Source organism: Seonamhaeicola sp. NFXS20 (assembly GCF_049132085.1).
Classification (GTDB): Bacteria; Bacteroidota; Bacteroidia; order Flavobacteriales; family Flavobacteriaceae; genus Seonamhaeicola.
Map to the genome: position 1 here is coordinate 41214 of NZ_JAFMPU010000001.1, position 13622 is coordinate 54835.

The following is a 13622-nucleotide window of genomic DNA, read 5'->3' on the forward strand; positions in this document are numbered from 1 at the left end:
GTAAACCCCAATCTATAAATGGTAAAATACTTGTGTTTGTTAATAAATAGTTTTGAGTAGGCTTTTAAGTAAAACTAATTTTTTTAACTTTGTTTTCATGCAACTTGAAACCTACATTAGCGACTTATTATACCGATACGAATGCGTTACAATTCCAGAATTTGGAGCGTTTTTAACGCAACGTAAATCGGCCTCTATTGATGATTCTACCAACACGTTTTCTGCTCCTAGCAAAAGTTTATCTTTTAATGAGCAAATTCAAAAAAATGATGGTTTATTAGCACATTATATTGCTGATATTGAAAAAATTCCTTTTGAAGAAGCTAATAAAAAAATAGCTAAACGTGTTAAAATATTAAAGTCTTTTTTAACTCAAGGTGAAACGCTTACCTTTAAAAATATAGGTGAAATAGCCTTAAATAATGAAGGTAAAATATTGTTTGAACCTAGTTATCATCTTAATTATTTAACAGATTCATTTGGGCTATCTCAGTTTGTGTCTCCATCTGTTAAAAGAGAGGTTTATAAAAAAGAAGTTGAAGCAATTGAAAAAGTTGTTCCTATTGCTATTACAACAGAGAAACGCAAATCTAAATCTTATTTAAAATATGCTGCTGTAGCTTTAATTGCGTTGACTTTAGGTGGTTTTGCTGCATCTAATTATTATGTAAATGATGTTAAAACGCATAACCAATTAGCGCAAGAAGAAGCCGCTCAAGAATTAGAAAACAAAATACAACAAGCTACTTTTAGTTTAAACCCATTACCTGCTATTAATTTAAAAGTTACTAAACAAACAGGCAAATACCATATTGTAGCTGGTGCTTTTAGAGTTGAAGAAAATTGCATTAAAAAAATTAAACAACTTAAAGCAGAAGGTTTTAAAGCTAGAAAATTAGGTGTTAACAAATATGGTTTACACGAGGTTGTATATGGCAGCTACGAAGACCGATTTGAAGCCTTACGTGCACTTCGTAACATTAAAAAAACACATAACCCAGAAGCTTGGTTAGACGTTAGAACCATAGATTAATTATTAGTTAATTTATTTTTTACTGAAAATGTGATGTTGGGTAGCTGTAAAGTAGTCTTTAAACACATAATGTAATCTACTATCTTGTTTGCACGCCTCAATTCCTAGAAAAGGGTATACTTCTATAATAGCATTTGAAAGTGCTTTTACAGAGTTTGAAGCCTCTTTATGTATTTTATTCATCCATGTTTCTGGTATTAATTTTTCTGAATAAATACAATTTTCTATCTGTAAAGCATATTGCTTTATTTCAGCATCGGCTTTTGTAATAATTGCTAATAATTTATCTAATAAAGCTATGTTTTCTTTAATTACATTTTGAGCTTCTTTATAAAACTGAGCTGCTATACCTAGATAGTTAACCCACAATGTTAAATCTGCAAATACAGCAAAATTAATTTTAAAAATAGGATGGTCATGATGTAATTCATTATATACAAAACTGAACTTTTTAGGCACCCATTTATTTTTCACCTTAAAAGAATGCGTAGCAGTAGCTTTTAAGCCCATAGAGTTCCAATCTTCAATAACCTCTACATCATCCTTACTTATTACAAAAGAACGGATTAAACAGTCTCCATTTTTATTTAACACCTCATTACCATCTTCCAGAATTTTTGCATTTAAAGTAAAATGAGTAAGATAGGGCGCTCCTGTTGCATATTTCCAGGTACCAGAAATAATATAACCGTTATCTTCTTTTTCGGCTGTTCCAAAAACACCTCCGCTACCACCAAAACACGCGGATTTTTCTGGATTTGAAAAAATAGCATTAACAGCATCACTTTTTAAGTTTCCAAAGAAAAAATTAGCACCACTACAAAGCGTAACTGTCCAACCCAAACTCCCATCAATTTCAGATAAAAACCTGAGTTTATTTAATCCTTCAGAAAAAGACATTTCTAATCCACCGTAAGATTTAGGAATCCATATATTCCAAAGGTTTTCTTTTGCAATCCAATTTAAAATGTCGTCTGGAAATACTTCCTGATTAAAACACCTTTTTTTAAGCTGTTCTATAGTCATGTTTGGTTTCGTTTTTAATAATTTTTTTCCACTTTATATATCCAGATATAGCAACAACAAACAAAAAGGTTGTTAAACCAGCGTATACGTATAAATCTTTGTAAATAAGTAAGGGTATAGATATTATATTACTTAGGTTTAAATACACCCAATTTTCTATTTTACGTTTTGCCATAAGCCACATACCAGCCCAAGCAAATGCGCATGCAATAGCATCCCAATAAGGTACATCAGAATTGGTATGGGTACTTAACCAATAAGCCATTAATAAAAAACATCCTAAAACAATACCTAAAGCCACTTTATGTTCTTTTTTATTGGCATATGAAATTGGGGTTTCCTTTTTTTTCTTACCCATTTTCCAGTAAAACCAACCGTAAATACTCATCACCAAATAATAAAGATTTAGCAAAATATCGGCATATAATTTAGATTGGTACAATACCCAAAGGCTAATAAGTATAGAAACTATACCAAATAAGTAGTTATTAATATTATTTTTTCTTGCTAAAAGCACTTGAGTTACTCCAAAAAGGGTTCCTACCCATTGTAGTAAAGTAAGTTGTGAAAGTAGTTCTGTTATCATCAATATTTTGGTTTAAAACATGAGATAACATCTGTGAGAACAGTTACTGCGTTTTCTAAAAAATCCCTACGTTGGCATTATCCAAATCAGGTACGGAGCAAAAACTCCTGGGTATTATCTCAGCCCTTTACAGAGCACCCCATGTTCTTGCAAATGTAAATAATTGTTTAATTAAAAACGCATCATTAAAGAATTTTAAGTAGTTTGAATAACCGTTAAAAACAAAGATTAACATTTCTTTGAACTTGTATTAGGTATTTGTTGCTGCCATAAGTTGAAATAATATTCTTTTTTATCATACAATTCTTGATGTGAACCCTCTTCTAACACCTCACCTTTACCTAATACCACAATTTTATCGGCATTTACATCTTATAATAGGCATTTGTAAATTGTAATGCGCTGCTATGGATGCTAAACAGGCTGCTCCGCAGTCTGTTATATCGTGTTGTTTTATTGTGATTTTTGCCATAATAAATTTTGTATGGCAATATTAAATGGGTATACTGCAAAAAGTTTGCAGTGGGGTTTAATTTTGAAGTTTTTTAGATTTTATTCGTTCGTAATATAAAACTATGACAACAATTAATAATACTTGAACTATAATAGAAAAAATTGAACCCTCAAAACCGAAATCACCACCATTTAATATGTTTTTCTCTTCTATCTTAAACTCTATCAAAGAGTAAAAATCTTGTCCACTTACATTAAAACCTAATAAGGTTTGAAAAAAATTCCAGCTAAAATGTAAAGCGATAGGAAACCATAAATTTCTTGTATAAACATAAGAGATACCTAATAAGATTCCTGCAAGAAATAGATCTAAATAACTAAACCAATCCATATTTGGATTAAACCCATGCGCTAGTGCAAATAAAATAGAAGAGATTATTAAAGCTAAAATATTATTGGATGAAGCCATGAAATTACGTAGGATATAACCTCTAAAAATTGCTTCTTCTACAAACGCAACTATAATATAAACCAAAATGGAGTACACTATTTCTTTAAAGTTATAATTAAACTCATAAAAACTAATTTCGTTTAGCATTAGGAGTGTTAAAAACCCTAATCCCATGATTAAAACACCAAGTAGAATACCCAAAATAATTTCTTTAATTTTATTTTGTATTGAAAAGCCAAGTTTAATAAACTTTTCCTTGTCAACATATTTCATAAAGAGCCACAATAACAAAAAATTACCTACAAAATCAAATAGAGATATAATTAAATGCTGTTCAGTTGTTTTTGAGGCATCTAAATTATTATAATCTACGTTAGAAACTAAAAGACCTATAAATTGAAAAATACCTACTATAAAAAAATAAGAAATCGCGAATAAAATTAAACGAAATATGGTATTAAGTGGTTTTTCAGTTTTATGCGAATCTATTTGTTTCAACCTATACATAGAAGTTTATTTATTATTTTTATTAAATTTTTATTTAGAAAAGCAATAAATTTTAAATGTAATTAAAGAACTTATTAATAAAGCTATTATATCTTTGAAATCGAAATGACCTGTAGGCTTCCCTTAAAACTGAGTATTACCTTCATTTTTAATACATTTTTCAAAATCTTTAATTGCTTCTCAGTAGGTTTTTGAAAAAATGCACTTAATAAAAGCTCTGTAACTTAACCAACTTTTTCGTCATAAAATATGGCATTATCCAAATATTTCATACCTACCTCGTATCTCTTAAATTTAAACTTTTTGTTGTCATAAGTATGTAATTGTAATGTCTTTTAAACCTTCATCAAGACAGGTTTGTTATTCTTGCATTTGGTATCTGTAATTATAGTTTTCGGCACAATATGTAAGGTGATTTTTTACTATTGAATCTTGTCTTTTTCTCTTAGATTCAACAGATTTTATGATTGAATTGTTCTGTCCATCACAATGAATAAAATAAACAGACATGAATATAAAAATTAAATTACACATCATTTAATAGAATTGAGTTTTATAAATTCTCTCAAATATTAAAAAAATAGAAAAATGACACAACGCTATAAATACAAAAAATGACCTATTTTATACTTTTATTAAAAATCAATTGTGGGTTTTCCGTAAAGCCTAAAATTAGAATATTTACACCGTAAAGTATTTTTCTTTCCCAAAACCTAAAAAGAGTACCTTTGCAAACATTAAATAACCTTAAATGAAAGCAAAAACACCAGAACAATCTAAAACAATATTAACTGATATGGTTTTACCCGGTGAAACCAATCCGCTAAATAATTTATTTGGTGGCGAACTACTAGCGCGAATGGATAGAGCTGCTAGTATAGCTGCTAGACGCCATAGCAGACGTATTGTTGTAACTGCATCTGTTAATCATGTAGCATTTAATAGAGCTGTTCCGTTAGGTAGTGTAGTTACGGTTGAAGCTAAAGTTACTAGAGCTTTTAACACCTCTATGGAAGTGTTTATTGATGTTTGGATTGAAGACCGAGAATCTGGTGAAAAAACCAAGGCTAATGAAGCCATATATACTTTTGTAGCTGTAGATGAAACAGGGCGCCCCATTACGGTGCCCGAAGTTATTCCTGAAACCAAACTTGAAAAAGACCGTTTTGATGCTGCTTTACGCAGAAAACAACTTAGTTTATTATTAGCTGGAAAAATAAAACCACACGATGCTACCGAACTAAAGGCTTTCTTTATGGAATAATACCGTTAATAACTAAATTTTAAACTTTTACCTTTTACACAAGTCTTAATAGCATATTAACCTAAATTAAATACTGCTATGAGAACTTTTTTTATTTTAATTTCGGCTTTTTTATTATTTAATTTATCATCTTGTGCAACACGTGTTACCACAACAAGACCTGTAACCAAAGTTACGATTGTAAAAACGCTACCAAAACATTACAAAATTGTAAGAGTTAAAGGTAAACGTTACTATTTCTGGAATGGGAAACATTATAGAAAAACTAGAAAAGGTTATGTTGTTGTAAGGGTTTAAAAAACACCATTCTAAAAATGTAGAATTTCTACACTTTCATAAATTTTACATTTTGTCAATCCAGTTGGCGGGATTTTCTTTATTAGCTCCTTTAGTTAATATAAAACTTAAAATGGTTTCTCCATTTGAGGGGTTTGTATAAATTTCGCCAATTGGTTGTCTAGTAGTAACCTTATCACCTTTTTTAACGTAGATTTTAGATAGGTTCTTATAAATGGTTACGTAATTACCATGTCTAATCATAACAATAGGATTTACGTTCTTCATTTTAAGTATACTACTTACTTCGCCATTAAAAACAGCTAGCGCTTTGGCGCCTTTATTTGTAGAAATACGTACTCCGTTGCTATTAATAATTAAAGATTTATCTATTGGTGAAGGTTGTTTACCATACCTTAAACTAACTCTACCTCGTTCTACAGGCCAAGGCAATCTGCCTTTATTTGCTACAAAATTAGAGGCCAATGCTTTTTCTGCCGGAGTTAAGGCAAAATTGGTTGATGATGCCGATTTACCCGCGGCTTTATTTGTTTTAGCTATTTCGGCTCTAATAATTTTGTCTATTTCTTTATCAATTCTATCGGCTTCTCTTTGCTTTTGCCTTATTTGAGAGGTATATTTTGATAAATTTTTTCTAATAGATTGCATTAATAGTTCATGCTGCTTTCGTTCTGCCGATAAAGATCGTTGTGTAGCTCTATTTTCTGCAATAAGCTTCTTTTTTTGCTCTTGCTGCTTTAATAATGTTTTATTTAATTCTTGTAACTCTAAGGTTTTGGCTTTTATAGTTTCTCCTTGTTGCCTTTGGTGGTTTGCATATTGCTTTATGTATTGTAACCTCTTGTAAGCTTGCTTAAAATTTGTAGATGATAGTAAAAACATTATTCTACTGTGTTGGTTTTTACTTTTATAAGATTTAACCACCATAGCCGCATAATCTTCCTTAAGTTGTGTTAATTCGTTTCTTAAGCTAGTTATTTCTTTTTGATTTGAACTTATTTCTCTGTTAAGGTAATTAGCTTGTTGGTTAGTAACTTTTATTAAGTTATCTAAAACATTAATCTTATAATTATATTCCTCAATTAATGTTAATTCAGACCGTTCTTTTGATTTATCTTGGGCTTTTAACTGACTTATTTTTTGAATTTCTCGCCTAAGTTCTTGTCTTCTAATTTCTAATTCCTTTTGCTTATTACTTTGAGAAAAACTCAACGAAGCAACAAGTAAAACAACTACAATAAAACAGATTTTATATGGTGAAAAGTCTTTAATCATTAAAGTTTTATCTCTTTATAACCTGATGGAATTTTAAACGGAAATCTTAAATCTTCATTTAAAGTTACGTTTTTAAACTCTAACCCTATGGTGAGTTCTTTGTTTTTTTCAACAGCTATGACTTTAACCTTTTCTGGTACTATTTGTTTATCCACTTCTTGGTGTGATAAATAATCAATTTGTAAGTGCCTAAACTCTTCAGGTTGCGATATTTGTTGAGATTTTACTTTAAAAAGTGCAGGATCTAACAAGAAGAAAATTTCAAAAAATTCTCGTTGTTTTTTAGGCTGAAGGATATAGGTGCCATCATTAACAGACACTTTGTAATGACCTTCTTTTAAATTGAAAATAGCATCGCCAAGTAATAAATTCTGAACCTTTTGAAAGTCTAATTCTGTACCCAACAAATCACTTAAATAATTATAATCTCCATCAAAATACGTATTGTCTAGCTTATTATAAAAACTCACCTTTTCTGGAGTTATTAGAGCTTTTACAACTGAAAATGTAGCGCTCATCCATATAGCTTCATCTTTCTTTGCTCTAAAACTAACGGTATGACTTTGAGAGCTTTTACCATCATCATAAGTTATTTTTAAAGTAGATTTTAAAGTTTTATAATTGGGGCTTTTTTTTAAATTCTCCTTTATTAATTGTTTTGAAGATAAATTATAATTAGCCTCTCCTCTGGTTACTGTTTTTGCTGATTTACAACTAAACATTAGCAGAACAAATAAAGCTATTAAGACTTGGGAGCGTACTTGCATTAATTTGTGTTTTGTAATTGTTTTGCCTTATCACTAAACGTTTTTGCCTTAGCGGTATTGTTTAAAAGTGTATAAGCTTTACTTAACTGATTGTAAAAATCTGATTCCATTTTTACATCATCAATAATATAATCTAAACCTATCTCTAACGCATCAATTGCTTTTTGGGGCTGGTTTAACTCATTAAATGACACCCCATTTATTAAATACAACAAAGGCTGTGACGGATAGTTATCTAGTGCTTTACTACTGGCTTCATTGGCTAAATTAAACTTTTTTAAATCTAAATATAAAAGCATAACGTTTTTTAAAACTCCAAAATTATTAGGCTCTAATTTTAAGGCTGCTTCAAAATTTTCTAAGGCTTTTTCTTTGTTGTTCTTAGCCAAATAATACTGTCCTAATTCTGTTAAGGTTTTGCTATTGTTAGTACCTTCTACCAAAGCTGTGGCTTCAACAAGATCTGTTTCATATTGTGGATTTTTACTAACAAATGCCACAAAATCTGTGAGTACTTTTAATTTAGCTTCTGGTTTAATTTCGCTACTTTTTACTACTATTTTCATAGACTCAATGGCTTTTTCGGCATCATTGTCATCTAAATAGAATTTATATAGAGCTAAGTGAACTAATTTTGAATTTGGTTTAATTTTTAAAAGTTCTTTAGCCGTTTCAAAGGCTTTTTCCTTTTGATTATTTTCACTATATCTGTAAATAAGCGCTAAATAGTTTGATTCCTTTTCGGGGTTGTCATCAACTCGTTTTTCTAGGTTTTTAATTTGATCTTTTTTCTTACCGGTGAGCTCATAAATTCTATTACGCATCATATCTCTGGTGATAGAAATACCATGTTCTTCATCTAATTCATCAAGAATATTTAAAGCATCGTCATACTTTTTCATTCTAAGGTATAAAGAGGCTAAATCTTCTTTATAATCAGGATGATACTCTACCAGCTGTTTAACCGTTTTAACAGCTTTTTCATATTCATTTTGAGATACGTAAAACCCATACAGTTCATCTAAAAACCACTCGTTATCTGGGTCTTTACTTACGGCTTTTTTAAAAGCATCTTCAGCAGAACCAAAGTTTTTAATTTTATTATAGCATTTACCTAATTCAAAATATAAAACAGGTATGCTTGCATCTAGCTCAATACATTTTAAAAGCGATTCTACAGCTCTATCATAGTTTTCAATACCTTTTTGTTTTAGGGCTTCGTAAAATGCTTCTTGAAATTGGTCTTCTACATCTCCTAAATCGTCATCTGGTGTTTTATTAAAGTTTACTTGGGCAAAAGTGAGTATAGGAATAAAGATTATCCCGAATAAAAATATTGTTATTTTATTGTTTTTACTCATTACAAAATACACTTAAACCTATAAATACTACTCTAAAACAGAGTAATCTCCAATACTAATGCTTGTAAATTTACCATTAAATTTAACGTTATTACCAATCATAGCATTATCTAAATTAGCATTTTTAATTGATGTATTGGTTTGAATTAAGCTGTTTTTAACAGTTGAATCTTCAATAATAGTGCCATTTCCTATAGAAACGTGAGGTCCTACCGTGGCATTTTTAAGCACTACATTTTCTCCTACAAAACAGGGTTCTATAATTTTGGCATTTTCTAAAGTTACTGAGTTAGCCACTAATTGCTCCTCTCCATCGGCTTTTAAAAAGTCTAACATTTTACCATTGGTTTCAACAGTTATGGCTTTATTACCACAGTCCATCCACTCATCTACAGTGCCTGTTTTAAATATTTTTCCATCGGCCATCATACGTTTAATACCATCATTTATTTGGTATTCACCACCATTCATAACATTTTCATCTAGTACTTCTTGTAATTTGTTTTTTAAAACGGCTACATCTTTAAAATAATAAATACCAATTACTGCTTGATTGCTTACAAAGGTTTCTGGTTTTTCAACCAACTCAACAATTTCTTGATTATCATTAAGTTTTACAACACCATAAGCTTCTGGATTATCAACTTGTTTTGTCCAAATAACACTATCTGCTTGTGGGTCTAAATCAAATTCTGCACGAATTAAAGTATCTGCATAAGCAATAACTGCAGGTCCAGAAAGTGATGGTTTAGCACTCATAATAGCATGCCCTGTCCCTAAGGGTTTATCTTGACGATAAATTGAAGCTTTAGCTCCTAAATCTTGGGCTAATTGCGTTAAACTTTCAACAACATCATCTCCAAACCAAGCGGGGTCTCCTAAAACAAAGGCTACTTCTTCAATAGGTTGTTTTAGTACTTTAGCAATATCTTTTACTAAACGGTGTACAATGGGTTGTCCTGCAACAGGAATTAATGGTTTTGGTACGGTTAAACTATGTGGGCGTAATCGAGAACCTCGGCCAGCCATTGGGACAATTATTTTCATTTTTTAAAGTTGGTTTATTTTATGTGTTTATTAGTTTATTTTGTTCCTGTACTTCCAAAACCGCCAGCACCTCTATCGGTTTCAGAAAGTGTTTCTACTTCTTCCCATTCGGCACGTTCATGTTTAGCAATAACTAATTGTGCAATGCGCTCGCCATTATTAATAGTAAATTCTTCATTTGATAGATTTACTAAAATAACTCCTATTTCGCCTCTATAATCTGCATCAATTGTTCCTGGTGCATTTAGTACCGTTATGCCCTTTTTAGCTGCTAAACCACTTCTTGGGCGTACTTGGGCTTCAACACCCACAGGAAGCTCTATAAACAATCCTGTACCTACAATAGTACGCTCTAATGGTTTTAGAATTCTAGCTTCGGTTAAACTGGCTCGTAAATCCATTCCTGCAGAGGCAATGGTTTCGTAGTGTGGTAATTTATGATTTGATTTGTTTATAATTTTTATCTGCATGTTATCTTTTTAATAATTGATTAATCTGCTGTCTTTCTGAAAAATAAATAACGCCCAAAAATACAATTAACATAGAGATTCCTATAATATAATTGGCTCTAAATTGATAGAAAGATAAACCTGATAATACAATGGATAAAATTAAATAAAGTCCTATCTTTTTTAAGTTGTATGGAATTGGATAATATTTTCTTCCGAAGTAATACGATAAAATCATCATAATACTATACGCCACCAATGTGGCAATAGCAGATGCTTTATAACCATACTGCTTAATAAACATAACATTAATTACTAATGTTACTACAGCTCCAACTATAGATATATAAGCCCCAAACTTGGTTCTGTCTGTTATTTTATACCAAACTGATAAATTATGATAAATACCTAAACAAAAATTTGCTAGTAGTATAATTGGAACCACCCACATAGCTTCCCAATAGGCTTCGCTTCTAACAATAATAGGTTTTAAAATATCTGCAAACACTACAACAGTTAATAAAATAACGGCTCCTAAGGCTACAAAAAACTCAAGTATTCTAGCATAATTTTTTTGTGGGTTCTCTGTTTTAGCATGACTGAAAAAGAATGGTTCTATACCTAAACGATATGCCGTTGCAAATAAGGTCATAAACAACGCCAGTTTATAACAAGCAGAATACATACCTATTTGAGTTTTAGCAACATTTTCGGGTAATAAATAATCTAACAGAATTCTATCAAAAGTTTCATTAATTGAAAAGGCTACACCTGCAATTAAAACAGGAAATGCGTAACGCATCATGCGTTTCCATAAGCTTTTATTAAATACATATTTAACTTTAAAATAAAACGGAAACATAAGTAATAATGTAACTGCACTTGCTACTAAATTAGAAATGAAAATATAGTTTATCTCATAGTTTGGCTTGTAAATAATTTTAAACAAAGAACTATTATCTGCTAGTTCTTTTAAAGCCAAAAGGAAGAACAAATTAAGCCCTAAATTAATAGCAACATTTAAAATTTTTATAATAGCATATCTTACGGGCTTTTGTGTTGCTCTTAGCCATGCAAATGGTATAATTACTAAGGCATCTAACAATAAAATCCAAATAACAAGGTTGATGTATTTTGCGTTTATATTTATGAGAGATGCTATTTGCTCTTGAAAAATAAAGGCTACAATAAAAAAGCCTAAAGAGGAGATTATTAATGAAATTGTAGAAGTACCAATAACAGTATTTTTATCATCTTCTTTATTGAAAAACCTAAAAAAAGCGGTTTCCATACCATAGGCCAGAACCACATTAAACAATACGAAATAAGAAAAAATTACAGAAACTTCGCCATACTCTGCCACGGAAGAAAGCACACCCTTTGTAGTATATAAGGGAACTAATAAGAAACTTAACATTCTTGGTAGCACTGTGGCTAAACCATATATAAATGTTTGCTTAAATAATTTTTTGAGTGCTCCCAATTTTTACCAATTAACAAGGTTAAAAATACGTTTTTAGTAAACGTTAGCCAAACTATGTGTTTATTGTAAATACGCTGTATTTATTTAGACGATTTATCTCCTAAAACGGTTTTATTTTTAGGTGGTGCACTTTGATAACGTTCTAATTCTTTTTTATAAACCTCATTAATTTTAAAATACTTAACCTCACCGTTTTCTGTAAAGCTAACTATACATTCGGTTTCGTTCAATTCAAATGGTGTTTTTTCAGGTAATTTAGGTGCCTTATTTCCATATTCAGCAAATGGTTTATTGCTTAAAATAATATCTTCTTTAGAATTAATATCTGATTTAAATCGGCCAATAAATAAATTATCTTGTTGTTCTAATTTAGCCTTTTTCCCTTTAAAATAAACACTATCTAGCACCGTTTTAGTAGGGTTTGACTTTATAGGAATATAAATATTATATCCAGAACCACCGCCTTTTACTCCAGAAACCCAATGCTGGTAATATACATTTCCGAATTGCATAGGGGGCTTTGTTTTAGCCATTTTAGCGCTTTTACATTGTAAAAAACAGGTTATGGAAAGCAACCAAACCAGCAAAATCGGTATTTTTTTTATTAAAATCATTTTATCAAACTTATTTTATAAAGATATAAATTCAAATTTGATGCCATAAAAAAAGCCTTACCAAAAAAGGTAAGGCTTATGCTTTATAGTAAATTTGATTATATCAAATTAATTGTTAAGTGCTTCTGCTCCTCCAACTATTTCTAAAATTTCGTTGGTAATAGCAGCTTGACGCGCTTTATTGTAAGTTAATTTAAGTTGATCTCTTAATTCTGTAGCGTTATCGGTTGCTTTGTGCATTGCAGTCATACGAGCACCGTGTTCACTAGCAAAAGAATCTCTAACTCCTTTAAATAATTGTGTTTTTAACGATTTTGGAATTAATTGCTCTACAATTTCGGCTTTTGAAGGTTCAAAAATATAATCTCCAGAAGTATTTCCACCATCTTCTACAGGTACAATTGGTAAAAATTGCTCTGTAACAACAATTTGAGTTGCAGCATTTTTAAATTTATTGTAGACTAATTCAATTTTATCAAACTCGCCTTCAACAAATTTATCCATTAAACTTTGAGCTATTTGAGCAACATTATCAAATGTTAAATCGTCAAAAACATCACTATGGTTTGCAATTACTTTTCCAGATTTTCCAAACGCATCATTTGCTTTTTTACCAATAGCCAAGTAAGACACGTCTTTACCTACGTACTTCTCATTAGCTAATCTTGTAACTTCTTTAATGATGTTAGAGTTAAATGCTCCACACAAGCCTCTGTTTGAAGTTATTGCTACAATAAGTACCTTGTTTACTTCGCGTTGTGTTGCAAATTTGCTTCCAGAATCTGCATCTAAAGTGGCGCTTAAACTTTGTAATAACTCAGTTAATTTATCTGCATAAGGACGCATTGCAGTAATAGCATCTTGTGCCTTCTTTAACTTTGCAGCCGATACCATTTTCATGGCACTGGTAATCTGCATGGTAGAAGATACCGATGATATTCTGTTACGTATTTCTTTTAAGTTTGCCATATTTTAGTTATTAGTATTGAGTATTCAGTAGTTAGACTTG

The 13622-nt window shown here is 30.6% G+C and carries 15 protein-coding genes and 1 riboswitch; of the genes, 3 read left to right on the forward strand and 12 right to left on the reverse strand.

Annotated features, from left to right (window positions below; translation table 11 throughout):
- Positions 1-97 precede the first annotated feature (97 nt).
- Entirely contained in the window at positions 98-1033 is a 936-nt protein-coding gene (locus tag J1D01_RS00210; protein ID WP_372937800.1) for an SPOR domain-containing protein, read from the forward strand.
- 12 nt (positions 1034-1045) lie between these two features.
- Here J1D01_RS00210 and J1D01_RS00215 read toward each other — a convergent pair whose 3' ends face one another.
- The 4 genes from J1D01_RS00215 to J1D01_RS00230 form a co-directional block, all read right to left on the reverse strand.
- Complete coding sequence (locus J1D01_RS00215; RefSeq protein ID WP_372937801.1) at positions 1046-2059, reverse strand: acyl-CoA dehydrogenase; 1014 nt, start codon at positions 2057-2059, stop codon at positions 1046-1048.
- Positions 2040-2645: a nicotinamide riboside transporter PnuC gene (pnuC, locus tag J1D01_RS00220; protein ID WP_421149450.1), complete on the reverse strand. Its 606-nt coding sequence runs from the start codon at positions 2643-2645 to the stop codon at positions 2040-2042. Before pnuC ends, J1D01_RS00215 begins: the two co-directional genes overlap by 20 nt.
- 46 nt (positions 2646-2691) lie before the next feature.
- Positions 2692-2797, reverse strand: a riboswitch (TPP riboswitch).
- Positions 2798-3000: 203 nt separating this feature from the next.
- Positions 3001-3117, reverse strand: a complete 117-nt coding sequence (locus J1D01_RS00225) for a cysteine peptidase family C39 domain-containing protein (protein WP_421149451.1) — start codon at positions 3115-3117, stop codon at positions 3001-3003.
- 57 nt (positions 3118-3174) lie between these two features.
- On the reverse strand, positions 3175-4056 hold the full coding sequence (locus J1D01_RS00230; RefSeq protein WP_421149452.1) for a CPBP family intramembrane glutamic endopeptidase: 882 nt from the start codon (positions 4054-4056) through the stop codon (positions 3175-3177).
- 751 nt (positions 4057-4807) lie between these two features.
- On the opposite strand from J1D01_RS00230, the gene J1D01_RS00235 reads away from it, so the two are divergent.
- Together J1D01_RS00235 and J1D01_RS00240 are read left to right on the forward strand one after the other, a co-directional pair.
- The gene (locus tag J1D01_RS00235; protein ID WP_372937489.1) at positions 4808-5320 is read left to right on the forward strand and encodes an acyl-CoA thioesterase; all 513 of its coding nucleotides are present in this window, start codon (positions 4808-4810) and stop codon (positions 5318-5320) included.
- 78 nt (positions 5321-5398) lie between these two features.
- Complete coding sequence (locus tag J1D01_RS00240; protein WP_372937490.1) at positions 5399-5617, forward strand: DUF6515 family protein; 219 nt, start codon at positions 5399-5401, stop codon at positions 5615-5617.
- Between the two features lie 45 nt (positions 5618-5662).
- Here the strand turns inward: J1D01_RS00240 and J1D01_RS00245 are convergent, their stop codons facing one another.
- The 8 genes from J1D01_RS00245 to atpG all read right to left on the reverse strand — a co-directional run bounded on the left by J1D01_RS00245 (position 5663) and on the right by atpG (position 13582).
- Entirely contained in the window at positions 5663-6892 is a 1230-nt protein-coding gene (locus J1D01_RS00245) for a murein hydrolase activator EnvC family protein (protein WP_372937491.1), read from the reverse strand.
- A complete protein-coding gene (locus J1D01_RS00250) occupies positions 6892-7659 on the reverse strand; it encodes a DUF4292 domain-containing protein (protein WP_372937492.1) in 768 nt (255 codons plus the stop codon). Before J1D01_RS00250 ends, J1D01_RS00245 begins: the two co-directional genes overlap by 1 nt.
- Positions 7659-9020, reverse strand: coding sequence for a tetratricopeptide repeat protein (locus J1D01_RS00255; protein WP_421149453.1), 1362 nt, complete (start codon positions 9018-9020; stop codon positions 7659-7661). Before J1D01_RS00255 ends, J1D01_RS00250 begins: the two co-directional genes overlap by 1 nt.
- 27 nt (positions 9021-9047) lie before the next feature.
- A complete protein-coding gene (locus J1D01_RS00260; protein WP_372937494.1) occupies positions 9048-10067 on the reverse strand; it encodes a sugar phosphate nucleotidyltransferase in 1020 nt (339 codons plus the stop codon).
- 35 nt (positions 10068-10102) lie between these two features.
- On the reverse strand, positions 10103-10537 hold the full coding sequence (gene dut / locus J1D01_RS00265; protein WP_421149454.1) for a dUTP diphosphatase: 435 nt from the start codon (positions 10535-10537) through the stop codon (positions 10103-10105).
- 1 nt (position 10538) lies between these two features.
- Positions 10539-11999 carry an oligosaccharide flippase family protein gene (locus J1D01_RS00270; protein WP_421149455.1) on the reverse strand — a complete coding sequence of 487 codons (1461 nt, stop codon included), beginning with the start codon at positions 11997-11999 and terminating at the stop codon, positions 10539-10541.
- Between the two features lie 80 nt (positions 12000-12079).
- A complete protein-coding gene (locus J1D01_RS00275; RefSeq protein ID WP_372937497.1) occupies positions 12080-12532 on the reverse strand; it encodes a hypothetical protein in 453 nt (150 codons plus the stop codon).
- A gap of 189 nt (positions 12533-12721) precedes the next feature.
- Positions 12722-13582 carry an ATP synthase F1 subunit gamma gene (gene atpG / locus J1D01_RS00280; protein ID WP_372937498.1) on the reverse strand — a complete coding sequence of 287 codons (861 nt, stop codon included), beginning with the start codon at positions 13580-13582 and terminating at the stop codon, positions 12722-12724.
- Positions 13583-13622: the final 40 nt, after the last annotated feature.